Origin of the sequence: Dyella halodurans, assembly GCF_026283925.1 — a bacterium.
GTDB lineage: Bacteria > Pseudomonadota > Gammaproteobacteria > Xanthomonadales > Rhodanobacteraceae > Dyella > Dyella halodurans.
In genome coordinates this window covers 44973-68108 of record NZ_JAPDPF010000007.1, presented here as the reverse complement: position 1 = coordinate 68108, position 23136 = coordinate 44973, and the positions used below count along the sequence as shown (strand labels likewise).

Sequence of the window (23136 nt, the reverse complement as noted above, 5' to 3'; positions counted from 1 at the left end):
ATCTCGTGCTTGCCGTAACAGCTCGTCTTGCGAGCGCCGGTACAACGATGAAAGAACCTCGAGCCGAACTCCCGAAGGAGTTCGAACCCGGTTAGTAAACGCGCTTCTTCGGCGGCACCACCTCGACCTCATCGGTCATGGTGTACATGTGCACCGGGCGGAAATCGAAGCTGGCGTTGCCGGCCTCGTCCACCGCCACCAGGGTGTGCTTCTGCCAGTTCTCGTCGTCGCGATCCGGGAAATCCTCGCGGGCATGCGCGCCACGGCTCTCGTGACGCTGTGCCGCCGAGTACATGGTCGCCACCGCCTGATCCAGCAGGTTCGCGAGTTCCAGCGTCTCGATCAGGTCGGAGTTCCACACCATGGAACGATCGCTGACGCCGACGTCCTTGAACGAATCGCGGACCTTGGAAATCTTCTCGCAGCCTTCCTTCAACGAATCGCCGGTGCGGAACACGGCCGCGTCGGACTGCATCGTGCGCTGCATTTCCGCGCGGATCTTCGCGGTCGGCTGGCTGCCCTTGGCGTTGCGCAGGCCGTCGAAGCGGGCCAGCGCCTTGTCCAGCACGTTAGCCGGCAGATCCTTGTGCGGCGTATCCGGCTTGATCAGCTCGGCGCAGCGATGCGACACGGCGCGACCGAACACCACCAGGTCGAGCAGCGAGTTGGAGCCCAGGCGGTTGGCGCCATGCACCGACACGCAAGCCGCTTCGCCGATGGCGAACAGGCCCGGCACGATGGCGTCGACGTTGTCGCCCTTCTTCTGCACCACTTCGCCGTGATAATTGGTGGGAATGCCACCCATGTTGTAGTGCACGGTCGGGATGACCGGGATCGGCTCCTTGGTCACATCCACGCCAGCGAAGATGCGCGCCGACTCGGCAATGCCCGGCAGGCGCTCGTGGATCACGTTCGCGCCCAGGTGCATCAGGTTGATGTAGATGTGGTCCTTGTGCTCGCCGACGCCGCGACCTTCGCGGATCTCCATCGTCATCGCGCGGCTGACCACGTCACGCGAGGCCAGATCCTTCGCGTTCGGCGCATAGCGCTCCATGAAGCGCTCGCCGTTGGAGTTGGTGAGGTAGCCACCTTCGCCACGCACGCCTTCGGTGATCAGGCAGCCCGAACCGTAGATGCCGGTCGGATGGAACTGTACGAACTCCATGTCCTGCAGCGCCAGGCCCGCGCGCAGCACCATCCCACCACCGTCGCCGGTGCAGGTATGCGCCGAGGTGGCGCTGAAGTAGGCGCGACCGTAACCACCGGTCGCCAGCACCACCGAGTGGCCACGGAAGAAGTGCAAGGTGCCTTCGTTCATGTCCAGCGCGAGCACGCCGCGGCACACGCCCTCTTCGTCGAAGATCAGGTCGATGGCGAAGTATTCGATGAAGAACGTGGCGTCATGCGCCAGCGCCTGCTGGTACAGCGTGTGCAGGATGGCGTGGCCGGTACGGTCGGCCGCGGCGCAGGTGCGCTGCGCGGTGCCCTTGCCGTAGTGCGTGGTCATGCCGCCGAACGGGCGCTGGTAGATCTTGCCTTCCTCGGTACGCGAGAACGGCACGCCGTAGTGTTCCAGCTCGATGATCGCCGGAATCGCCTCGCGGCACATGTACTCGATCGCGTCCTGGTCGCCCAACCAGTCCGAACCCTTGATCGTGTCGTAGAAGTGGAAGCGCCAATCGTCTTCGCCCATGTTGCCGAGCGCCGCCGAGATGCCGCCCTGCGCCGCCACGGTGTGCGAGCGCGTCGGGAACACCTTGGTGATGCAGGCGGCCTTGAGGCCCTTCTCGGCCAGGCCGAAGGTGGCGCGCAGGCCCGCGCCGCCGGCGCCGACGACGATCACGTCATACTTATGTTGTTGGATCTTGTAGCTTTCCATCGAACTCAGGCTCCCAGCGCCACGCGCAGCACGGCCATCAGCGTCGCCAATGTGCCCAATACGGCAATGAACTTGACCAGCACCAGGAGGGAGACCTCCTTCCAGCGGGTGTGCACGTAATCCTCGATCACGATCTGCAGGCCGAGCACGGCGTGCCAGCACACGGTCAGCACGAAGGCCACCAGCAGCAAGGCATTCCAGGGCTTGGCCACGATGGCGCGGGCGGTGGCGTAGTCGGCGTGCAACACGCTCAGCACGGTCACCACGAACCACAGGCTCAGGAACACCAGGGCGGCGGCGGTGACACGCTGCGTCCACCAGTGGCTGACGCCGGACTGCGCCGAACCCAGGCCACGGGCGCGCTTCAGCGGATGACGGAAATCCTTCGCCGTGTTCATGCGGCACCTCCGGCGGTCAGCACATAAGCCCAGACGATGACGGTGAGCAGGATGCTCACGATGATCGACAACCAGCTGGAGCGGACGAACTGGGGAATCGCATAACCGGCGCCGCCGTCCTGGACCAGGTGACGAATGCCGTTGCACAGATGGTAGAACAGCGCCAAGGTCCATCCGAACATCAGCACGAGGCCGATGGGACTACCGATGCAGATCTTGAACTGGTTGTAGCTGTCCTCGCCCTGCGCCAGGGAGAACACCCCCCAAAGCACCAGCAAGGTGCCTACGGCCAGGGCAATACCGGTGCCGCGATGCAGGATGGATGTCACCATCTGCACCTGCCACTTATATATGCCCATATGGGGAGAGAGCGGTCGTTGCGTGTCTGCCATGGCGGCTATCCTGAGTGGAATCGCTGATGCCCGTTACCGCCCTTCCCCGATCCATCGATGCCAGCGCATGAGCCGGCCCGACGAGTCAGAAGTCGATACAGCGCCCGTTCTTTTCCCAATCGCCGTAGCGCGTGGGATCCGGTGCCGGCCGCTCCACCGACGTCTTGTCCGTCGCCGGAACAGTAGGCACGGTTGCGTGCTCCGAAGGAACGGACGCGGGCTTGGACTCTGGTTGGGAGGACGTATCGGACATGGTATGTGAAAGCTGTGAAAGCGTAATACTTGCGTAAATGCAGCACAACCTTGACGGCCGGGCGATCGTCTGACAGGTAAGCCCGTCGCACTTGTGTCACCCCTGCCCCGCCCTCACCTCAGCCGCCATATGCCAACACACTACTCTGCGCAAACCCTGCTGATCGAAGGCCCCGACGCCAGGGCCTTCGCCCAGGCCCAATTCAGTAGCGACGTCCAGTCGCTCGCCATCGGGCAATGGCAATTCAGTGCGTGGCTGGATGCACAAGGGCGCGTTCGCGCGCTGTTCCATCTGGCCAGGCTTGCTGACGACACCCTGCTCCTGCTGCTGCGCGGCGGCGAAGCTGCGCCGATGGCGCAGTCGCTTCAGCGTTTCGTGTTCCGCTCCAAGCTCAAGTTGACCGCTCACGAGCCGCGCACACTCGGCACCGGCCCGGCACTGGACACTTACGCTTTGCGTCGTGAAGGCGACGCGACCATTTTCGGTTGCGGTGAGCACAGCCTCGTGGTGGGCGCGAGTGCAGACGATGCATGGCGACTTCCGCAGATTCGTGCGGGATGGCCATGGCTTCCGGACAACACGCTCGATCAATGCCTCGCACCCGCGCTATCGCTTGAGCGATTGCAGGCAGTGGCGTTCGAGAAGGGTTGCTATCCGGGACAGGAGATCGTTGCGCGACTGCATTATCGCGGAGGTCATAAGCGGCATATGCATTGCGTCGTATTGTCGCAACCCTTGCAAGCAGGCACCGTGCTGCGCCATGAGGGCAAGGAGGTTGCCCAATTACTCGATGTTGCAGCCGACGCGCAGAGCATCGAAGCACTTGCCGTCATCGGCGATGACATCGTTTCACAGTTCGACAACGGTGCATTGCACCGCGTAGACGGAGACGTGTCGATGCGAGTGACAGACAGCTGGCCTGCGTGACGATGATCTTGCGCAAGGACTCACGAAGGCATCACACCAATGTGAGCGCGACGTGAATCTGAACGGCCAGGCACTTGCCATACTCGTAATGCGCTACTAGTCTCCGCCGACCAATTGAACGACGCCCCCAGCCCATGGGCGTCCATATACGCGACGAACCGGAAGGGTCCGGATCAGCGCGACCCGACAGCGATGTCGGAGTACATGCCGCCCTATAGCGCGGACGAAGTTGCAGGCACCGAGGTCGTTAGTACCCGAGCAATGCCTTTGCAGCACAACATGTTGAGAGTGGCACCGGATCAGCCGCTCGACTGGCCACAATCCCGTGGCAAACCGCCCGACCACAAGTTTCGGTTCGGTGCGTTTAATCCAGGTGGAACGGCCTGCCCGCCCGTCCACCGCAACGGCGCATGAGCTCAGCAGCATCGAACTCACGCGTACAGCACGTTGGAGGCAGATCTAATGAAACTTTCCATGCTGTTGTGGCTAGCGTCCGTGCTACCCCAACCCCTTGCGGACCAGACCTGCCTGGCCACGACGGTGTATCTCGAGGCACGCAGTGAGTCGACCATTGGCCAGTACGCGGTGGCGGAAGTTGCACTTCGCCGCCGGGACCGCGGCACATGGGGCGGCAGCGTCTGCAAGGTAGTCACCTCGCCAAATCAATTCGCATTGACCACAACCGCAAGCAGTTTCGAAGTCACCGACCTGAACTCTTGGACCAAGGCATGGAAGATTGCCGGCGACTCGATCAGCAACTGGAGCCTGCCGAAGGGTGAGCGCACGGTGTATGTGCCGCAAGCAGATCATTTCGCCACGCTCGCAGTCGCGCCAACATGGTCAACGCGACGCATCGTAAAGACGATCGGCGAACACGCCTTCTACGCCGTCAACTGATCTCGAAAAATAATAAAAAAAGGCCCTCATTGAGGGCCTTTTTTGTTATGGACGTCTAGACGCTTATAAGGTCACATCCTGAAAACCTGATTGCCACGAATCTGCACGTAATCACCAGGCCTGACCTGCGGATCGCTTGCCTGCGTCACCGTCGCATCACGGCCATCATCGAGACGAATCGTGACCTGCCATTGCATGTCGGGACTTCCGGTGTTCTTGCCGACCTCGTTGCCAACAGCGCCGCCGGCGACCGCACCCACGACGGTGGCAGCCGTACGACCACTGCCACCGCCGATGGTGCTGCCTAGCAGGCCACCAGCGATGGCACCAATCACCATGCCCCCAGGCGATACGCCCTTCGGCACGGCCACCTGCCGCACGTCATTCACCACGCCGCACAATTCGCAGTGCTCGCTGGAGGCCGGGTAGCTGTTGAAGGCCACCGGCGGACGCTGCGGCGGCGGCGTGCATCCGGAAACGATGGCAGCAACAGAAACGAGCCCAGCAACTGCAAACTGTCTACGACGTGTCTGCATGGCGTGAATCCTCAGTGAGCGTCGGAAACGGACACCACCCCTTCCTGTACCTGCAACCTGTCGCCCGGGTCATGATCCATTCGCACCGTGCGGGTCACGCCCTTGTACTCGTAACTCACGTCGTACGCCACGACGCGGTCACCTGTGTTGTCGTTCACCGTGGTGCAGTGCTTTTGCGTGCTCGAGACGGTGTTGTTTTCCTGGTGATTCTTCTGGATTTCATGACCGGCGTAGCCGCCGCCGGCGGCACCGGCCACCGTCGCCAGCGTACGCCCCTTGCCACCGCCCACCTGATTGCCGAGCAGGCCACCCACGACAGCACCGATGGCGGTACCGGCAATCTGATGGGTGTCCTTGACGGGTGCCTTTTGCGTGACGACTTCGTCATGACACTCCTGTCGTGGAGCACTCGCCGCCTGATGGACCGGCGTCACGCTCACCACACGGGCGTAAGCGGGAGCATCCTGGGCCGGCGCCTGCTGCGTCGTAGCATCCACGCCACCATCGGCATTGGCGTCGCGATTACACGCCGATAGACCAAAAACCAGTACGGCGCCGATTCCGAGATTCAACGCTGTAACGACCAACCTGTTCATAATGCTCTCCTGTCTGGATCGGCGGAGCACCCCGCTTCCGCCAGATTCGATCCGAACGTGCACCCATTGAACCTCTCATTCACTGAATATTCGCTTAGATCGAAATCGGCCATTTTCCCGGGACAGGACCTTGCAATCTATGCTCGAACTCACTGACAGCCACGCCCATATCGATGACGGGAGTTTCGACGCCGACCGCGAGCAGATGTTCGCGAGGGCTGGCGAAGCAGGCATCCGGCATATCGTGGTGCCGGCGGTCGACCAGGCCTCGTGGCCGCGCATCGCCTCGATCTGCGCCAGGCATGCCCAGGCTCACCCGGCCTATGGCCTGCACCCGATGTTCCTTGACCAGCATCGTCCGGAGCACCTCGACGAACTCGTCACCCAATTGCAGGACCATCACGCCATCGCGGTGGGCGAGATCGGGCTCGACTTTTTCCTGACCGATCTCGATCCCGTGCGGCAGCGCGAGTACTTTCTTCGCCAGCTCCGCATTGCCCGCGATTTCGACCTGCCGGTGATCGTCCATGCACGGCGCGCCATGGATGAAGTCACCTCCACGATCAAGCGCATCGGCGGCCTGCGTGGCGTCGTGCATAGCTTCTCGGGCAGCCTGCAGCAGGCCGAACGATTGTGGGAGCTCGGCTTTCACATCGGCATCGGCGGCCCTGTCACCTATGACCGGGCACAACGACTTCGCCACATCGTCGGCACGATGCCGATTGAACGCTTGTTGCTCGAGACCGATGCACCCGATCAACCGGATGCCATGCATCGAGGCCAGCGCAATGAGCCGATGCGGCTTGCCGACATACTGCGTGTCGTCGCGCAGCTTCGAGGAGAAGACGAGGCTGCCGTGGCCACTGCCACCACCGCGAACGCACGGCGCCTGTTCAAGCTCGACTGAGACTTGTTGAACCCGCCGGTACAGTGCTAGCCTAATACTTCACTGGCTAAATATCCTCTGATGAAATGAAGCGGATGAACGAGTGCCTCGAGCACATGGATGCCGGAATCGCCCGCGCGGGCGAAATCCTTCCGGACATCCCCTTGCAGGAGGTGAAGCTCACGCGGCTGTTGCTGCTGGTGGGTGGCACCCTGCTGGAAGAGCTGGAGCGCAACCTCAAGCCTTATGGCTTGAACGACAGCGACTTCCGCACGCTGATGATGATCCACAGCAGCCCGTCCGGCAGCGCCAGCCCCAGCGAGCTGTGCGAGTACGCCCAACAGGGCGCCACCAACATGACGCGCATCGCGAATGTACTGGTGAAGGCCGGCCTGGTGACCCGCGCATCCAGTGTCGAGGATCGTCGTCGCGTGGTGCTGAGCATCACGCCGGCGGGAAAGCGCCTGGTGCGCAAGATCCTCCCTCCGCTTTATCCCCAAGTGCTCGGCGCATTCGCTTCGCTGAGCGCGAGTGACAAGCGCACGTTGGATCGCCTGCTGCGCCAGGTCGCCCTCAATATCGATTCGCTTACCCATCCGGACCCTCGTCCATGACTGCACACTCCGCGATTCGCCACGGACTCGGCTATCGGGCGGCACTGGCCGGTGCCATCGCCCTCGCTGTGGCGGGCTGTTCGATTCCCTCCAAGCTGAGCCATCCAGCCATCCGCGATGACGTGCCGCTCGCGGGGCTCGATGCCACCATGCGCGCCGGCTGGCCCGACGCGGAATGGTGGCGCCAATACAACGACCCGCAGCTCGACACACTGATCGCCACGGCCATGAAAGGCTCGCCTGACCTCGCCCAGGCGCGCTCGCGGGTGGACTCGGCCCTGCAGTCGACTCGCGCCACGGCAGCGCAAGCCGGCCTCAGCGTGAGCGGCAGCGGCCAGTTCGAACGCCAGCGCCTGAGCGAAACCGGCCTGATTCCGCCCAAGTTCCTCGGCTTCACCTGGTACAACCAGGCCGATCTCGGCGTGCAGGCGCAATACGACTTCGACCTGTGGGGCAAGAAGCGCGCCGCCATCGAAGCGGCCACTGACCAGGCGCATGCCGCCGAGGCTCAGCACAGCGCAGCCGCGCTCACCATCCAGAACATGGTGGCGGACACCTATTTTGGCTGGCTGGCCGACGAGGCGCGCATCGATATCGCGCGCCAGGCCGTGCGCACCCAGGAACAGCTGACCCACCTTGCCGAACTCCGCGTACGCCAGGGCGTCGACCTGCCCGATACCGCCCAATCGGCACGGGCCCAGCTCGCCGCGGCACGCGAGATGCTGGTGACCCTCGAAGGCTCGGCCAAGGTCCGCCTGGCCGCGCTGGCCAGCCTGCTGGGCGTCGCGCCCGCCGAGCTGCCGCCATTGCAGCCGAGAGCGCTCCCCGACATCGATAGTGGCTTGCCCGACGACGTGGGCGTGGATCTGATCGCCCGCCGCCCGGATATCGCCGCCAGCCGCTGGCAGGTGGAATCCGCGCTGCGCCAGACCGATGTCGCGCGTGCCGAATTCTTCCCCGACATCAGCATCAGTGCGATGGCAGGACTTTCCAGTATCGACATGGACAAGTTCTTCAGCTCCGGCAGCCGTGTTTTCGGGCTGACGCCGGCCGTGCATCTGCCAATCTTCACCGGCGGACTGCTCAAGGCCAATTACGGCGTGAGCAAGGCCCAGCTCGACGCGGCCGTCGCGCAATACAACAGCACCGTCCTTACGGCCGCGCGCGACGTCTCGACGCAAAGCCTCACGGCCCAGCAGCTGGCCGGACGACGTCACGAACAGCAAGCCGAAGTGGACGCCAACGAACGACTGCTGGCCAGCGCCAAGGCACGCGCCCGCCAGGGCGTGCGCGATATCCGCGAGTCGCTGGGCGCCGAAGCGCAGCTGCTGCAACAACGCGACAACGCCATCAACCTGCACGCACAGGCGCTGTCCACCGATCTCGCGCTGATCAAGGCGCTGGGCGGCGGCTATCGCGCGGAGTCGCCAAAGCAGGCCTCCACCCCATCTTCCCCCTCTGACTCCACCTCGAACTTTGCCGGAGACGCCTCGCATGAGCGCCACTGAATCCGCTGCCCACCAGCAGGACAACGACAGCGGCATGGCCGCGAAAGATCCGGCCAAGCGTCGGCGCACGCTGTTGATCGTCGCCTCCGTGTTCATTGCCGCGGGAGCGGCGTGGGTGCTGCTGTGGATCTTCGTGTTCTCCACCCGCGAAAAAACCGACAACGCCTATGTGGGCGGCAACCAGGTGGCGATTTCCGCCCAGGTTTCCGGCACGGTCGTGGCGATTCTCGCCGACGACACTCAGCGCGTTGAAGCCGGCCAGATACTGGTCAAACTCGACAGCACCGATGCCGACGTGCGCCTGCACCAGGTCAGCAGTGCGCTCGCGCAAGCCGTGCGCCAGGTGCGCCAGCAGACCGAGTCTGCGTCCAGCGCCGATGCGCAGGTGGCGAATGCTCGCGTCGATTTGAAGAAGGCCCAGGCCGATCTGAAGCGTCGCCTGCCGTTGATTGCCGAACAGGCGGAAGCGCCTGAGAACGTGCAGCATCTGCGTGATGCCGTCGACCAGGCCCAGGCTGCCTTGAACTCGGCGGAAGCACAGGCCGCCGCAGCGCACGCCTCCATCGAAGGCACCGAGATCACCAACAACCCGGCAGTGGAACAGGCACGCGCGAACTTCCGCGCGGCCTGGGTGGCGTCACAGCGCAACGCCATCCTGGCCCCCGTCACCGGTTATGTCGCGCAGCGCAGCGTGCAGCTAGGCCATAGCGTGCAGCCCGGCCAGCAGCTGATGACGGTGTTGCCGCTACACGACCTGTGGGTGGATGCGAACTTCAAGGAAAACCAGTTGCGCCACATCCGCGTCGGCCAGCCGACCACGATCGTGTCCGACCTGTACGGTAGCGGCGTCACCTACCACGGCAAGGTGATCGGCCTCGGCGCCGGCACCGGCAGCGTGTTCTCGCTGCTGCCGGCGCAGAACGCCACTGGCAACTGGATCAAGGTCGTGCAGCGCGTGCCGGTGCGCATTGCGCTCGACGACAAGGAGCTCGACAAGCATCCGTTGCGCGTGGGCCTGTCCACCGAAGTCACGGTCGACATCACCGATGATTCCGGTCCGGTAATGGCGCCCGTCAACAACGGCAAGCCCGTCGCACAGACCGACGTCTACGAGCAGATGGCCAGCAAGGCCGATGCGGAGGCCGAGAAGATCATCCAGGCCAACCTGGGCCAGCGCAGCGCGAACTGACAAGCGACCCCAACCGCCATGGCCTCCACCCCCAACGACACGCAGCCGCTACCGCCACTGCACGGCAGCGCGCTGGTCCTGCTGACCATCGCCGTCGCATTCAGCACCTTCATGGAAGTGCTGGACATGACCATCGTCAACGTCGCCGTGCCGCATATCGCCGGCAGCCTCGGCGTCAGTGCGAGCGAGGGCACCTGGACGATCAGCTCGTATTCGCTGGCCAGCGCCATCATGCAGCCGCTTACCGGCTGGATCGCGCGGCGCTTCGGTGAGGTGAAGACCTTCGTCTTCTCGGTGATGCTGTTCGTGGTGTTCTCGATGCTGTGCGGCCTGGCCACCTCCATGCCGATGCTGGTGATCGGTCGCCTGATGCAGGGCGCCGGCTCCGGTCCGATGGTGGCGTTGTCGCTGACCCTGCTGCTGTCCAGCTATCCCAAGGCGAAACAAGGCATCGCGCTGGCCTTGTGGGCGATGACCGTGGTGGTGGCGCCGATCTTCGGCCCCATCCTCGGCGGCTGGTTGACCGACAATTTCTCGTGGCCGTGGATTTTCTACATCAACGTGCCGGTGGGCTTGCTCGCAGCAGCGATCACCTGGTCGCTGCTGCGCAAGCGTGAGACCAGAGTCTTCAAGTCACCGATCGACGTGATTGGCCTGGTGCTGCTGGTGGCTGGCGTGGGCTCCCTGCAGTTCATGCTGGACAACGGCAATGACAACGACTGGTTCTCCTCGCCGATGATCACCACGCTCGGCCTCATCGCCCTGGTGTGCCTCACCTTCCTGGTCGCGTGGGAGTTGAACGCCAAGCATCCCGTGGTCGACCTGGGCCTGTTCCGACGGCGCAATTTCACCGTGGGCGTTTCCGCGCAATCGCTGGGCATGTTCGCGTTCTTCGGCATCAACGTGGTGTTCCCGCTGTGGCTGCAGACCACCCTGGGCTACACGGCCACCTGGGCGGGCCTGGCCACGGCACCGGTCGGCATCCTGGCCTTCCTGCTCGCACCCTTGCTTGGACGCAACCTGCACCGGCTGGAGCTGCGTGCCGTGGTCACGTTCGCCTTCATCGTGTTTGCCGGCACCTCCTATTGGTTTTCCACCTTCGACAGCTCGGCCTCGTTCAACTCGCTGATCCTGCCGCGCTTCGTGATGGGCATCGCCATCCCCTGCTTCTTCATCCCGCTCAACCAGATCTACCTGGCGGGACTGCCGGCCGAGGAAATCGCCAGCGCCACCGGCTTGGCCAATTTCTTCCGCACCCTGGGGTCCAGCGTTTCCACCGCCGTCTCGGTCACCCTGTGGCAGCACCGGGGCATCTGGCACCACGCCACGCTGACCGAAAACGTGACCCCCGCCAGCCAACCGGCCGGCCAGGTCTTGCAGACGCTGACCCAGGGCGGATTCAGCCAGACCCAGGCGCTGGGCATCACCGACCAGTTGGTCAACAAGGAGGCCCTGACCCTGGCGGTGAACGACATTTTCTGGCTCTGCGCCATCCTGTTCGTACTGCTGATCCCGGTGCTGTGGTTCGCCCGGCCGCCGTTCGGCAGCGCAGGTGGTCCGGCAGCAGGCCACTGATCCATAAGGATTGCTGCACAACTGGTTGCAACATGGCCGAAGTCATGGGCGACTGGTGCGGCGCAATACCTTCTGCTAGTTTGTGCCGCATGGCACAAACGATCCGCATCATCAAGAAGTATCCGAACCGTCGGCTCTATGACACGGAGATCTCCAGCTACATCACGCTGGAAGAGGTCCGTCAGCTGGTGCTGGACTGCGAAACCTTCGAGGTCCGCGACGCCAAGAGCGGGGAGGACCTGACCCGCTCCGTGTTGCTGCAGATCATCTCTGAGCACGAGGAAAAGGGGCAGCCGATGCTGTCGCCCCAACTGCTTAGCCAGATCATCCGCTTCTACGGCGACTCCTTGCAGGGCTTCATGGGACCGTATCTGGAGCGCAGCCTCCAGGTGTTCCTGGACCAGCAGCAGCAGTTCCGTACCCAGCTCAACAGCCTGCTCGGGCAGACGCCCTGGTCGATGCTGAACGAGCTGACCGAACGCAATATGGACGCCTGGCGCAACATGCAGCGCGGCCTGCTGGATGCGGCCACCCAGGCCAAGCCGCCAGGCGGCAGCAAGAAGTCCGGCTAATTCCTTGTGGCTGGTGCCCAAGGGCGCCAGCCACCTCCCCGCCTATCAACCGCTGCAGCACAACACGTGCTGCCCTGCGGCATGACCGTGTACGAGTTCCTGCCATGAATCCTTCCGTGCGTACCCCACGCGTTGCCATCGTGACCGGCGGCATCGGCGGTCTCGGTACCGAGATCTGTCGTCAACTGGCCCAGGCAGGCCGTCAGGTCATCGCCGTGGATCTGCCCGGACGCGCGGAACGGCTGGACGCTTTTCGCCACGAGCTGGCCGACCTGAATGGCGCGGTGGTATTCGAGCCCGGCGATGTCAGCCAGTTCGACAGCTGCGGCGAATTGATCGGCCGCGTCGAAGCCCGCCACGGCAGCGTCGACATCCTGGTCAACGCCGCCGGCATTACCCGCGATACCAGCCTGCGCAAGATGACGCCGCTGCAGTGGCACGAACTGATGCGGGTCAACCTGGACGGCGTCTTCAATACCTGCCGCCATGTGGTCGAGAACATGAGCACGAGGGGCTTTGGCCGCATCGTCAACCTCAGCTCGGTCAACGGCCAGACCGGCCAGTTCGGCCAGACCAATTACTCCGCCGCCAAGGCTGGCGTGCATGGCTTCGGCATGGCCCTGGCACGCGAGACGGCGCGCAAGGGCATCACGGTGAACACCGTTTCGCCCGGCTATTGCGACACCGCCCTGGTAGCCGCCGTAGCGCCCGACATCCGCGACCAGATCATCTCGGACATTCCGGTCGGCCGCCTGGGTTCGCCCGCCGATATCGCGCGAGCCGTGTCCTTTCTCACCGCGGACGATGCCGGCTATATCACCGGCGCGAACCTGCCGGTGAATGGCGGCTACTTCATGAGCTTCTGAGGGGCGGGGATGGGGGATGGGTAGCGGGGACGCAAAAATCGCGCGCCATGCCTAGTTCCTGATCGCAAGCCGCAACATCCGGTCTTCGCGCCCCCACTACCCACTCCTATCCCCCACCCCGAGCCTTGCAGTCCGCCGCAGCTTGGGGAACAGTGCCGCGATTGCCCCGACGGAACGCAGCATGGCGCAGCAGCAAACGATCACCCTAATTGGCGGCGGCCTGGTCGGCGCCTTGCTGGCCCAGCAATTGGCTGGGCGAGGGTTTGCGGTGGAGGTGTTCGAGAAACGCCCCGACCCCCGCATAGCCGGTTTCGTCGGCGGCCGTTCGATCAACCTGGCCCTGGCCGAACGTGGTTTGCAGGCACTGCGCGAAGCCGGGCTGGCGCAGGACGTGCTGCAACGTGCCGTGATGATGCGCGGTCGCATGGTGCATACCCGCGATGGCCGTTCCGGCCTGCAGCGTTATGGCGTGGACGATAGCGAGGTGATCTGGTCGGTCTCCCGCGGCGCCTTGAACATGTTGCTGCTGGACGCGGCGGAAGCGGCGGGCGTGCGCTTCCATTTTGGCCAGTCGCTGGTGAACGCCGATTTCGATGCGCGCCGCATCCGCCTGGCCGACGAGCGAGGGGTGGAGCGGGACCTCGACGCGCCCGTGATCATCGGCGCGGATGGCGCCGGCTCGGCGCTGCGCGCGGCGATGAATGCCCACACCCCCTTGGGCGAGCGGGTGGATGCGCTGGGCCATGCCTACAAGGAACTGGAGATCCCCTCCGCCGGCGTGCTGGCGGCGGACCTGGTCGGCCGTAGCGGCGGCCATGACCAGTTCGCACTGGAACCGCATGCCCTGCATATCTGGCCGCGCGGCGGCTATATGTGCATTGCCCTGCCGAATACTGAGGGCAGCTTCACGGTGACCCTGTTCCTGCCGGCCCAGGGCGCCCACCCAAGTTTCGCGACCTTGCCGGATACGCAGGCGGCGCATGCGTTCTTCGAGGAAGACTTCCCCGACCTGCTGCCCCTGATTCCCGATTTCGCCGCGGACTACGAGGGTCATCCGGTCGGCACGCTGTCCACGCTGTATCTGCAGCGCTGGCATCTGGATGGACGCGCCCTCCTGGTCGGCGACGCGGCGCATGCCATCGTGCCGTTCCACGGCCAGGGCATGAACTGTGGCTTCGAAGACACCGTGGTGCTGGCCTCGCTGCTGGCCGCATCGCCGAACGACACCGCCGACGCATTCGCGGAGTTCCAGCGCATCCGCCAGCCCAACGCCGACGCCATCGCGGCGATGGCGCTGGAAAACTACGTTGAGATGCGCGACTCGGTCGCCGATCCCCACTATCTGGCCAAGCGCGAGCTGGGCGCCTTGCTGGCCGAGCGCGCACCGCAGCATTTCATGGCGCGCTATCGCATGGTTACGTTCACCCACCTGCCCTACGCCTACGCGTTCGAGCGTGGCCGCGCCCAGGATCAGCTGCTGGAGCAATTGCTGCGTGACTCGACCCAGGCAACGTCGGTCGACCTGGACGCGGCGGTTGCCGCCCTCCGAGCCACCTTGCCGCCGCTGCCCGACCTGCGGCATGGATGAGGCCCTGCTCGCCGCCTACCGGGCCACCGCGTATCGCGTGCGCCTGCCAGGCGGCGGCCGGGCCACCATCCGCATCGATCTTCCCCTGCCCGATCCCCTGCCGGATTGGGTGGGAGATCTCCACTGGGGCTTTATCACCGCCTGGAATCCTCGTTCGCAACAACGGGCACGGCCGGACAACCGCTGCGCACAACGAAAACTGCTGGGCGCCGTGCAGGAGCACGCCGCAACGATCGCCGTGCATGCCGCCATCGGCGTTGGCGGCGACGGCTGGAAAGAGCCCAGCCTGTTCGTCATCGGGCCCGATCCTGACCTGCTGGATCGACTGGCCCAGCGCTTCGGGCAGAACGCCTATGTTCACGGCCAGGGTCATGCCGCAGCGCAGCTGAGGCTGATAGCCCTTCCGGATGGACCCTGAGCAGCCTACCTAGCCAAGCCGTCTCAGATGGCGCGAAGCGGCAACGAGCCGGATGAATTTCACTGGCGGCACTGCGCCACATGGACAAGCTTGCCGGCCATTGCGGACAATCGCGCGATGACAGCCACGCCCGACGCCGCCCCTATCCTGCTGGAAGCACGGGCGCTCTCCTACTATCGCCAGGACGAACCCGTGTTCGGCCCGCTGGATTTCAGCGTGCGCGCGGGTGAGGTCGCCTTGATCGAAGGCGACAACGGCAGTGGCAAGACCACTTTGCTGCGCATCCTGGCTGGCCTGCTGCACGTCGATGACGGTGAACTGCACTGGCGTGGGCGCCCCTGGCGACGCGAGGAACACCTGGGCGACACCGTGTTTCTGGGCCATCACCTGGGGCTGAAGTCGGATCTCAGCGCACGCGAGAACCTCCAGGTGGCGGCGGGTCTTTACGGCACGCGCTGCGGTCGCCATGTCGACGGCGCCCTGGCGGACGTCGGTCTGGCCGGCTACGAAGACGAACCGGTCCGCCGCCTCTCCGCCGGACAGAAGAAACGCGCGGCGCTGGCCCGCCTGCTGCTGTTGCCTGCCACGCTGTGGCTGCTGGATGAGCCCTACGCCAACCTGGACCGGACCGGCATCGACCTGGTCAATCGCCTGCTCGCCGAACACTCGTCCAGCGGCGGCGCGGTGCTGGTTACCAGTCACGGCGCCGTGAGCTTCCTGCACGGGGAACCGAAACGGGTGCGCATGCACGCATGAGTCACGCTCCGCTTGCCCCCGCCTGCGCCGCCGTGCTGCGTCGCGACCTCACCCTGGCCTGGCGCCGCCGTGGCGATATCGCCATGCCGGTGCTTTACGCCTTGATCGTCACCACCTTGTTTCCGTTTGCGCTGGGCCCGGAAGACGCCCTGCTGCAACGTATCGCGGGCGGAGCCGTGCTGGTGACCATGCTGCTGGCCATGTTGCTGGCGCTGGACGCGATGTTCCGCAGCGATATCGAGGACGGTTCGCTGGAGCAGCTGATGCTGTCGCCGCAACCGCTGGCCCTGATGATGGGCATGAAGATCCTCGCCCACTGGATCACCACCGCCTTGCCGCTGATCATCATTGCGCCGCTGCTCGCCGGGATGCTGCACCTGCCGGCGGCGGTGATGCCGGTGCTGATCTACGCGCTGCTGCTCGCCACGCCGCTGCTCAGCCTGCTGGGTGCGGTGCTGGTGGCGCTGACGGCCGGGAGCCGTCGCTCTGGTATGCTGCTGGCCTTGATGCTGCTGCCGCTTTGCGTGCCAGTGGTGATCTTTGCCGCTGGCGCCGTCGCCGCGGCACAACAGGGACTGCCGTGGCTCGCGCCCATCGCCTGGCTGGGGGCCGCACTGGCCATGGCCCTGGTGCTGGCGCCGCTGGCCTGCGCCGCCGCCCTACGAATTGCCTTGGACGCCTGAGACGCTATGGCCAACTGGATCCCGCTCTGGGTACACAAGCTCAGCTCGCCCCCGAACTTCTACCGCTTCGCCGGCACGCTGCGCCCGTGGGCCCTGGTGTTGGCGCTGCTGCTGGGTGCGGTGGCGCTGTATGGCGGCCTGGTGCTGGCGCCGGCCGATTACCAGCAGGGCGACGCCTACCGCATCATCTTCATCCATGTGCCCTGCGCCTGGATGGGCCTGTTCATCTACGGCGTGATGGCGGTCGCCTCCTTCATCTCGCTGGTCTGGCGCATCAAGCTGGCTGAAGTGGTGGCGATGGAATCGGCGCCGATCGGCGCGGCCTTCACCTTCATCACCCTGGTCACCGGTTCGCTGTGGGGCAAGCCGATGTGGGGCACCTGGTGGACCTGGGACGCGCGGCTCACCTCCGAGCTGGTGCTGCTCTTCCTGTACCTGGGCGTGATCGGCCTGTACCACTCGTTCGAGGATCGTCGCCAGGGCGCACGCGCCGCGGCCTTCCTCGCCATCATTGGCATCATCAACGTGCCGATCGTGCATTTCTCGGTGAACTGGTGGAACACCCTGCACCAGGGTTCCACCGTGCGCATCCTGGGCCCATCCAAGATGAGCAGCGAGATGTTGTGGCCGCTGCTGACCATGATGGTCGCCACCAAGTTTTATTACATCGCCAGCCTGTTCGGCCGCGTGCGCACCGACCTGTTGTCGATGGAAAGCGGCAAGGACTGGGTGCGCCAGATAGCAGCGCAGGAGAGCCAGCGATGAGCGCGTTTTCCTGGGACAGCTTTATCGCCATGGGTGGCTATGCCGCCTACGTGTGGCCGGCCTATGCGGTGTTCTTCTTCGTGCTGATCGCCGACTACCTCAGCCCCGTCCTGCGCCGGCGCCGCGACCTGCGCGAGCTGCGCGCCCGCATGGCGCGCCAGAGCGCGCGCGCCCAACGTGCTCCGTCATCGCCTTGAGCGATCACCGCAAGAGTCATTCATGAACCCCACTCGCAAACGTCGGCTCACCATTGTCCTTTCGGTTATCGCGGCCGCCGCCGTGGCGATCGGCTTGATCGTGTTCGCCCTGCAGCAGAACATGAACTACCTGTTCACGCCGAGCCAGGTGCAGACGGGCCAGGCCACCAGCTACAAGAACTTCCGTCTCGGCGGCATGGTCAAGGCCGGCTCGATCCAGCGCAGCAACGATTCGTTGAAGGTCACCTTCACCGTCATCGACGCCAGCGGTTCGATGCCGGTGGAGTACACCGGCATCCTGCCGGACCTGTTCCGCGACAATCAGTCGGTGATCGCCACCGGTCATATGGACAACGCCCGCTTTATCGCCACCGAAGTGCTGGCCAAGCATGACGAGACCTACATGCCGAAAGAGCTGAAGGACGCCATGGCCAAGGCGCACGCGGGCAAGCAGGTGGATGAAGCCGCCGGGCAGGACAAGCCGCAATGACGCCCGAACTCGGTCAACTCGCGCTGATCCTGGCCCTGCTGCTGGCCTTTGCGCAGGGCCTCCTGCCGCTGATTGGCGCCTGGCGCAACAACCGTGCGCTGATGGCCGTCGCCCGCCCTGCTGCTGCTGGTCAGGCGGTGTTCGTCGCGCTGGCGTTTGGCCTGCTGGTGTGGGCCTTCATGCAATTCGATTTCTCGGTGCGCTATGTCGCCGACAATTCCAACCTTGCCCTGCCCTGGTATTACCGCATTGCGGCCGTGTGGGGCGCGCATGAAGGTTCGCTGCTGCTGTGGATCTTCATCCTCAACGTATGGACCTTGGCGCTTGCCGCGCTGAGCCGGCACCTGCCCGAGGTGTTCGTGGCGCGCGTGCTGGGTGTGCTTGGCCTGGTGGCGGTCGGCTTCCTCGCCTTCATCATCTTCACCTCCAATCCGTTCGAGCGCCTGCTGCCGATGCCCGCCGATGGCGGCGATCTGAATCCAGTGCTGCAAGACCCGGGCATGACCTTCCATCCGCCCGTGCTGTACATGGGCTATGTCGGCTTCTCGGTGGCGTTCGCGTTCTCCATCGCCGCCTTGTTGGGCGGTGAACTTGAGCAGGCCTGGGTGCGCTGGGCGCGCCCGTGGACCAATGTGGCCTGGGCCTTCCTGTCGGCCGGCATCGTCGCCGGCAGCTGGTGGGCGTATGCCGAGCTGGGCTGGGGCGGCTGGTGGTTCTGGGATCCGGTCGAGAACGCCAGCTTCATGCCGTGGCTGGTCGGTGCCGCGCTGATCCATGCGCAGGCGGTGACGGAAAAGCGCGGTGGCTTGCGCGCATGGACCATCCTGCTGTCGATCTTCGCGTTCTCGCTGTCCCTGCTGGGCACCTTCCTGGTGCGCTCGGGCGTGCTCACCTCGGTGCATGCGTTTGCCTCCGATCCGAAGCGCGGCTTGTTCATCCTGTGCTTCCTCGCCATCGTGGTCGGCGGCTCCCTGCTGCTGTATGCGTTGCGCGCACCCAAGGTGGCGGGTGGCAAACCCTTCAGCGTGGTCTCGCGCGAAACCGCGATCCTCATTGGCAACCTGATGCTCACGGTGGCCGCGGCCATGGTGCTGCTGGGCACGCTGTTCCCCTTGATTGGCGACGCGCTGAACCTGGGCAAGATCTCGGTGGGCCCGCCGTACTTCGGCTTCCTGTTCACCCTGCTGATGTTGCCGGTGGTGGCGCTGCTGCCGTTCGGTCCGTATCTGCGCTGGGGCAAGGGCGATACCTGGCTGCTCAAGGGCGTGATGCTGCGTGCCGGGCTGGCCGCGGTGGCCTGCGCCATCGTCGCGGGCGTGTTGACCGACGGCACCAGCAAGGTGATCGCCGGCACCGCAGCCGCCGTGTGGTGCGGCTTCGGCACCCTGCTCTTTGTGATCAAGCGCTGGCGCGAGATGCCGGCGGGCCGCCGCTACCCCGCCGAGATGGCGGGCATGCTGCTGGCGCACTTTGGCGTGGGCGTCTTCCTCGCCGGCGTCCTGCTCACCAATGCATTGAGCATCGAGCGCGACGTGCGCCTGTCGCCGGGACAGACCGAATCCATCGGCGGCTACGACTTCCGCTTTGACGGCGTGCAGGAAACCACCGGTCCGAACTGGCAAGGCGACCAGGGCACGGTCACGGTGATGCGCAACGGCAAGCAAATCGCCGTGATGCATCCGCAGAAGCGCACCTATACGCGTGGCCAGGTGCAGACCGAGTCGGCCATCGATCCTGGCGTGACCCGCGACCTGTACGTCGCCCTGGGCGAACCGATGGATCGCAGCCAGCCGGAAGGCGCCTGGGCCTTGCGTCTTTACGACAAGCCGTTCGTGCGCTGGATCTGGGCCGGTGGCCTACTGATGATGCTGGGCGGGTTCTTCGCCGCCGCCGATCGTCGCTTCCGTGCCAAACGTGTAGCGGAAACGGCGGAAGTGCCGGCAGGCGCGCTGCAGGAGTCGCGCGCATGAGTCGCCTGCTGCCGTTCTTCGGTTTCGTGCTGCTGGTGGCGCTGTTCGGCTTCGGCATCTGGTGGAACACGCAGCACGATCAGCGTGAAGTGCCGTCGCCGCTGATCAACAAGCCGGCGCCTGCTTTTGTGCTACCCAAGCTCGATGAGCCGGCGCAGACCGTCAGCCGCGATTCGCTGCTGGGCAAGCCCTATCTGATCAACGTCTTCGCCAGCTGGTGCATCGCCTGCGGTGACGAGCATCCGGTGCTGATGGCGGACGGCAAGTCCATCGGCGTACCGCTGATCGGCTACAACTACAAAGACGCCGCGAACGACGCCAAGGCCTGGCTGGCCGAACACGGCAATCCGTACGACATGGTCATCGTTGACCAGGAAGGTCGCACCGCCATCGACTTTGGCGTATACGGTGCGCCGGAGAGTTTCCTGGTTGATGGCAAGGGCATCATTCGCTACAAGCACATCGGGCCGTTGACGCCGGACGTGATCAAGACGGAACTCAAGCCGGCTATTGCGGCGTTGGCCAAGGAAGCTTCGCCATGAAGGGACATCGCGCACTAGGCGCGCTCCTGCTGGCGCTGCTGTTTTTCACCGGCATTGCATTGGGACAGGCCATCGACCCGCTGCCGTTCAAGAATCACGCCGAGGAAGTGCGCTTCCAGAACCTCACGCGCGAGCTGCGTTGCCTGGTCTGCCAGAACGAGAACTTGGCCGACTCCAACGCCGACCTCGCCCGCGACCTGCGTCATGAAGTGTTCGAGCTGATGCAGTCGGGCAAGAGCGACGACGAGATCAAGCAATACCTGGTCGACCGTTATTCGGACTTCGTGTTGTACGACCCGCCGGTGCAATCCAGCACGCTGTTGCTGTGGTTCGGTCCGCTCGCCATCTTGCTGGCGGGCGCAGTGGTGGTCGTGGTGACGGTACGCCGTCGCAGTCGCGTGGCGCCGGTCGCCAGCATGGATGACAAGTCGACCGACGAAGGGGACGACTGGTGAAACTCGCTTTCTTTCTGATCGCTACGGCGATGATCGCCGTGGCGCTGGCCTTGTTGCTGCTGCCGTTGATACGTCACGGTCGCCAGCAAGGCCGCCCCCGCAGCATCTTTGTGCTCGCCCTGATGGTGGCCCTCGTGCTGCCGCTGGCAGCCGTCGGGCTGTACCGACTGGTCGGCACGCCGGTCGCGCTGGATGGCGTGCAACGCCCCGATGCCGGCATGAGCATCGACCAGGCCGTCAGCGAACTGAAGGCGCACCTCGCGCAGAAGCCTGATGACCAGCAGGGCTGGATGCTGCTGGCGCAGACCTATGGCGCCATGCGGCGCCCGGCCGATGCCCGTGACGCCTATGATCAGGCGCTGCGTCTGGACCCGAACAACAGCGTGGCCATGGTGGGCTGGGCCGAAGCCGATTCGCTGGCTCGCCAGGACCATCGCATCGAAGGCCGCTCGCTCGAGTTGCTGGAGCGCGCCGTCAAGCTGGACCCACAAAGCCAGCGTGGCCTGTGGCTGCTCGGCATCAGCCAGTTCCAGCATGATCACTACAGCGAAGCCGCCGCCACCTGGCGCCAGCTGCAGCCGATGCTGGATCCAGACTCCACCGTCGCCAAGGCCGTCAGCGAACAGATCGCCGTGGCCGACGCCCGCGTGCGCGACGGTGGCAAGCTCGCTCCCGAAGCACCCGCCGCCACCGGCGAGGCTCAGGGCCCCGCCTTGCAGGTGCAAGTCGCCCTCGCCCCGGCGCTGAAGAGCCAGCTGGCGCCCGGCGATACGCTGTTCGTCTACGCGCGCGCCGAACAAGGCCCGCCGATGCCGCTGGCGGTGGCGCGCCTCGATGCCACCGCCCTGCCTGCCACCGTCACGTTGACTGACGCGATGGGCATGACACCCCAACTCAAACTATCCTCCGTGCCGCGCGTGTTCGTCGGCGCACGCATCAGCAGGAGCGGCCAGGGCATCGCCCAGGCGGGCGATCTGGAAGGCGATGCCGGTGTCGTCGACGTCAACATCCACACTCCCATCAAGATCAGCATCGACAAGGTTCATAGATGAATCGCGACGCCCGCCGGTACTGCGCCCTGCCCTCGCCCTTTGCGATGAAGCGAGGCGGCGAGCTCCACGGCGCCCGCGTTGCCTACGAAACCTGGGGCGAGCTGAGTCCCGCACGCGACAACGCCGTGCTGATCCTCACCGGCCTGTCGCCCAGCGCCCACGCGGCGTCCAACGCCGACGATCCCTCGGCCGGCTGGTGGGAGGCGATGATCGGCCCCGGCAAGGCCATCGACACCGCACGCTGGTTCGTGATCTGCGTGAACTCGCTGGGCAGCGACAAGGGTTCGACCTGCGCCGCATCAATTAACCCGGCCACCGGCGAACCCTATCGCCTCGACTTTCCGGAACTGTCGCTGGAAGACGTCGCCCATGCCGCGCACGCGGCCGTCAGCGGCCTCGGCATCGCGCAACTGGCCTGCCTGATCGGCTGCTCGATGGGCGGCATGAGCGCGCTGGCCTATATGGTGCTGCACCCGGGTAGCGTGCGCGCCCATATCAGCGTGGATACCGCGCCGCAGGCGCAGCCGTTTGCCATCGCCATTCGCTCGCTTCAACGCGAGGCGATCCGGCTCGATCCGCACTGGAACCGCGGTCACTACGGCGCCGACAGCTATCCCGAAGACGGCATGAGCATTGCGCGCAAGCTGGGCGTCATCACCTATCGCTCGGCGATGGAATGGAACGGCCGCTTCGCCCGCATCCGCCTCGATGCGGAACAACGCGACGACAATCCGTTCGGCCTGGAATTCGAGGTGGAGTCGTATCTCGAAGGACATGCCCAACGCTTCGTGCGCACGTTCGACCCCAACAGCTACCTCTACCTCTCGCGCGCCAGCGATTGGTTCGACATCGCCGAATACGGTGACGGCAGCGTGATGGAAGGCCTCAAGCGCATCCGCATCGAACAGGCCATGGTGATCGGCGTCAGCACCGACATCCTGTTCCCGTTGGAACAGCAGGAACAGATCGCCGAGGGCCTTCGCGCGGCCGGTGCTGCGGTGGAATTCGTGGCGCTGAATTCGCCGCAGGGCCATGACGCCTTCCTCGTCGACATCCCCAATTACAGCCGCGCCATTGGCGGTTTCCTCGCCAGACTCTGAACGCCCCACAGCGGTCGCCGCCCCGCGCTGCT

At 64.8% G+C, this 23136-nt stretch carries 27 protein-coding genes; 21 read left to right on the top strand and 6 right to left on the bottom strand.

From position 1 onward, the window contains the following. Window positions 1-91: 91 nt before the first annotated feature. The 4 genes from sdhA to OUZ49_RS14515 all read right to left on the bottom strand — a co-directional run bounded on the left by sdhA (window position 92) and on the right by OUZ49_RS14515 (window position 2859). On the bottom strand, window positions 92-1879 hold the full coding sequence (sdhA, locus tag OUZ49_RS14530; protein WP_266151208.1) for a succinate dehydrogenase flavoprotein subunit: 1788 nt from the start codon (window positions 1877-1879) through the stop codon (window positions 92-94). 5 nt (window positions 1880-1884) lie between these two features. Next, window positions 1885-2277 carry a succinate dehydrogenase, hydrophobic membrane anchor protein gene (sdhD, locus tag OUZ49_RS14525; protein ID WP_266151207.1) on the bottom strand — a complete coding sequence of 131 codons (393 nt, stop codon included), beginning with the start codon at window positions 2275-2277 and terminating at the stop codon, window positions 1885-1887. Next, a complete protein-coding gene (gene sdhC, locus OUZ49_RS14520) occupies window positions 2274-2669 on the bottom strand; it encodes a succinate dehydrogenase, cytochrome b556 subunit (RefSeq protein WP_266151206.1) in 396 nt (131 codons plus the stop codon). The genes sdhD and sdhC overlap by 4 nt, the downstream gene beginning before the upstream one ends. Before the next feature lie 85 nt (window positions 2670-2754). Then, window positions 2755-2859, bottom strand: a complete 105-nt coding sequence (locus tag OUZ49_RS14515) for a DUF1674 domain-containing protein (RefSeq protein WP_266151204.1) — start codon at window positions 2857-2859, stop codon at window positions 2755-2757. 192 nt (window positions 2860-3051) lie between these two features. Between OUZ49_RS14515 and ygfZ the strand changes: the two genes are divergently transcribed. Together ygfZ and OUZ49_RS14505 are read left to right on the top strand one after the other, a co-directional pair. Then, a complete protein-coding gene (gene ygfZ, locus OUZ49_RS14510) occupies window positions 3052-3849 on the top strand; it encodes a CAF17-like 4Fe-4S cluster assembly/insertion protein YgfZ (RefSeq protein WP_266151203.1) in 798 nt (265 codons plus the stop codon). Between the two features lie 462 nt (window positions 3850-4311). Continuing rightward, window positions 4312-4746 carry a cell wall hydrolase gene (locus OUZ49_RS14505; RefSeq protein ID WP_266151202.1) on the top strand — a complete coding sequence of 145 codons (435 nt, stop codon included), beginning with the start codon at window positions 4312-4314 and terminating at the stop codon, window positions 4744-4746. Window positions 4747-4817: 71 nt separating this feature from the next. Here the strand turns inward: OUZ49_RS14505 and OUZ49_RS20920 are convergent, their stop codons facing one another. Beyond that, window positions 4818-5282 carry an outer membrane lipoprotein gene (locus OUZ49_RS20920; protein WP_323134938.1) on the bottom strand — a complete coding sequence of 155 codons (465 nt, stop codon included), beginning with the start codon at window positions 5280-5282 and terminating at the stop codon, window positions 4818-4820. 11 nt (window positions 5283-5293) lie between these two features. Further along, a complete protein-coding gene (locus OUZ49_RS14495; RefSeq protein ID WP_266151200.1) occupies window positions 5294-5878 on the bottom strand; it encodes a glycine zipper 2TM domain-containing protein in 585 nt (194 codons plus the stop codon). A gap of 139 nt (window positions 5879-6017) precedes the next feature. On the opposite strand from OUZ49_RS14495, the gene OUZ49_RS14490 reads away from it, so the two are divergent. The 19 genes from OUZ49_RS14490 to metX all read left to right on the top strand — a co-directional run bounded on the left by OUZ49_RS14490 (window position 6018) and on the right by metX (window position 23104). After that, complete coding sequence (locus tag OUZ49_RS14490) at window positions 6018-6785, top strand: TatD family hydrolase (RefSeq protein WP_266151199.1); 768 nt, start codon at window positions 6018-6020, stop codon at window positions 6783-6785. A 74-nt stretch (window positions 6786-6859) separates the two neighbouring features. Next, window positions 6860-7378: a MarR family winged helix-turn-helix transcriptional regulator gene (locus OUZ49_RS14485; protein ID WP_323134937.1), complete on the top strand. Its 519-nt coding sequence runs from the start codon at window positions 6860-6862 to the stop codon at window positions 7376-7378. After that, a complete protein-coding gene (locus OUZ49_RS14480) occupies window positions 7375-8886 on the top strand; it encodes an efflux transporter outer membrane subunit (protein ID WP_266151196.1) in 1512 nt (503 codons plus the stop codon). Before OUZ49_RS14485 ends, OUZ49_RS14480 begins: the two co-directional genes overlap by 4 nt. Then, window positions 8873-10075, top strand: coding sequence for an HlyD/EmrA/EmrK family protein (locus OUZ49_RS14475; RefSeq protein ID WP_266151195.1), 1203 nt, complete (start codon window positions 8873-8875; stop codon window positions 10073-10075). Before OUZ49_RS14480 ends, OUZ49_RS14475 begins: the two co-directional genes overlap by 14 nt. Before the next feature lie 18 nt (window positions 10076-10093). Further along, window positions 10094-11650, top strand: coding sequence for a DHA2 family efflux MFS transporter permease subunit (locus tag OUZ49_RS14470; protein WP_266151194.1), 1557 nt, complete (start codon window positions 10094-10096; stop codon window positions 11648-11650). Window positions 11651-11739: 89 nt separating this feature from the next. Beyond that, on the top strand, window positions 11740-12222 hold the full coding sequence (gene phaR, locus OUZ49_RS14465) for a polyhydroxyalkanoate synthesis repressor PhaR (protein WP_266151193.1): 483 nt from the start codon (window positions 11740-11742) through the stop codon (window positions 12220-12222). A gap of 104 nt (window positions 12223-12326) precedes the next feature. Then, window positions 12327-13088: an acetoacetyl-CoA reductase gene (gene phbB / locus OUZ49_RS14460; RefSeq protein WP_266151192.1), complete on the top strand. Its 762-nt coding sequence runs from the start codon at window positions 12327-12329 to the stop codon at window positions 13086-13088. Between the two features lie 181 nt (window positions 13089-13269). After that, the gene (locus tag OUZ49_RS14455; protein ID WP_266151191.1) at window positions 13270-14676 is read left to right on the top strand and encodes an FAD-dependent oxidoreductase; all 1407 of its coding nucleotides are present in this window, start codon (window positions 13270-13272) and stop codon (window positions 14674-14676) included. Continuing rightward, window positions 14669-15094, top strand: coding sequence for a DUF3293 domain-containing protein (locus OUZ49_RS14450; RefSeq protein ID WP_266151190.1), 426 nt, complete (start codon window positions 14669-14671; stop codon window positions 15092-15094). The genes OUZ49_RS14455 and OUZ49_RS14450 overlap by 8 nt, the downstream gene beginning before the upstream one ends. 117 nt (window positions 15095-15211) lie before the next feature. Next, a complete protein-coding gene (gene ccmA, locus OUZ49_RS14445) occupies window positions 15212-15850 on the top strand; it encodes a cytochrome c biogenesis heme-transporting ATPase CcmA (RefSeq protein ID WP_266151189.1) in 639 nt (212 codons plus the stop codon). Beyond that, window positions 15847-16533: a heme exporter protein CcmB gene (gene ccmB, locus OUZ49_RS14440; protein WP_266151188.1), complete on the top strand. Its 687-nt coding sequence runs from the start codon at window positions 15847-15849 to the stop codon at window positions 16531-16533. The genes ccmA and ccmB overlap by 4 nt, the downstream gene beginning before the upstream one ends. A 6-nt stretch (window positions 16534-16539) precedes the next feature. After that, the gene (locus OUZ49_RS14435; protein WP_266151187.1) at window positions 16540-17298 is read left to right on the top strand and encodes a heme ABC transporter permease; all 759 of its coding nucleotides are present in this window, start codon (window positions 16540-16542) and stop codon (window positions 17296-17298) included. Then, entirely contained in the window at window positions 17295-17495 is a 201-nt protein-coding gene (gene ccmD, locus OUZ49_RS14430; protein ID WP_266151186.1) for a heme exporter protein CcmD, read from the top strand. Before OUZ49_RS14435 ends, ccmD begins: the two co-directional genes overlap by 4 nt. Window positions 17496-17517: 22 nt before the next feature. After that, window positions 17518-17985, top strand: a complete 468-nt coding sequence (gene ccmE / locus OUZ49_RS14425) for a cytochrome c maturation protein CcmE (protein ID WP_266151185.1) — start codon at window positions 17518-17520, stop codon at window positions 17983-17985. Beyond that, window positions 17982-19955 carry a heme lyase CcmF/NrfE family subunit gene (locus OUZ49_RS14420; protein WP_266151184.1) on the top strand — a complete coding sequence of 658 codons (1974 nt, stop codon included), beginning with the start codon at window positions 17982-17984 and terminating at the stop codon, window positions 19953-19955. The genes ccmE and OUZ49_RS14420 overlap by 4 nt, the downstream gene beginning before the upstream one ends. After that, a complete protein-coding gene (locus OUZ49_RS14415) occupies window positions 19952-20497 on the top strand; it encodes a DsbE family thiol:disulfide interchange protein (protein WP_266151183.1) in 546 nt (181 codons plus the stop codon). The genes OUZ49_RS14420 and OUZ49_RS14415 overlap by 4 nt, the downstream gene beginning before the upstream one ends. Beyond that, window positions 20494-20952, top strand: coding sequence for a cytochrome c-type biogenesis protein (locus tag OUZ49_RS14410; protein ID WP_266151182.1), 459 nt, complete (start codon window positions 20494-20496; stop codon window positions 20950-20952). The genes OUZ49_RS14415 and OUZ49_RS14410 overlap by 4 nt, the downstream gene beginning before the upstream one ends. Continuing rightward, window positions 20949-22004: a tetratricopeptide repeat protein gene (locus OUZ49_RS14405; RefSeq protein WP_266151181.1), complete on the top strand. Its 1056-nt coding sequence runs from the start codon at window positions 20949-20951 to the stop codon at window positions 22002-22004. Before OUZ49_RS14410 ends, OUZ49_RS14405 begins: the two co-directional genes overlap by 4 nt. Further along, window positions 22001-23104 carry a homoserine O-acetyltransferase MetX gene (gene metX / locus OUZ49_RS14400; protein ID WP_266151179.1) on the top strand — a complete coding sequence of 368 codons (1104 nt, stop codon included), beginning with the start codon at window positions 22001-22003 and terminating at the stop codon, window positions 23102-23104. The genes OUZ49_RS14405 and metX overlap by 4 nt, the downstream gene beginning before the upstream one ends. The last annotated feature ends 32 nt before the right edge of the window (window positions 23105-23136 follow it).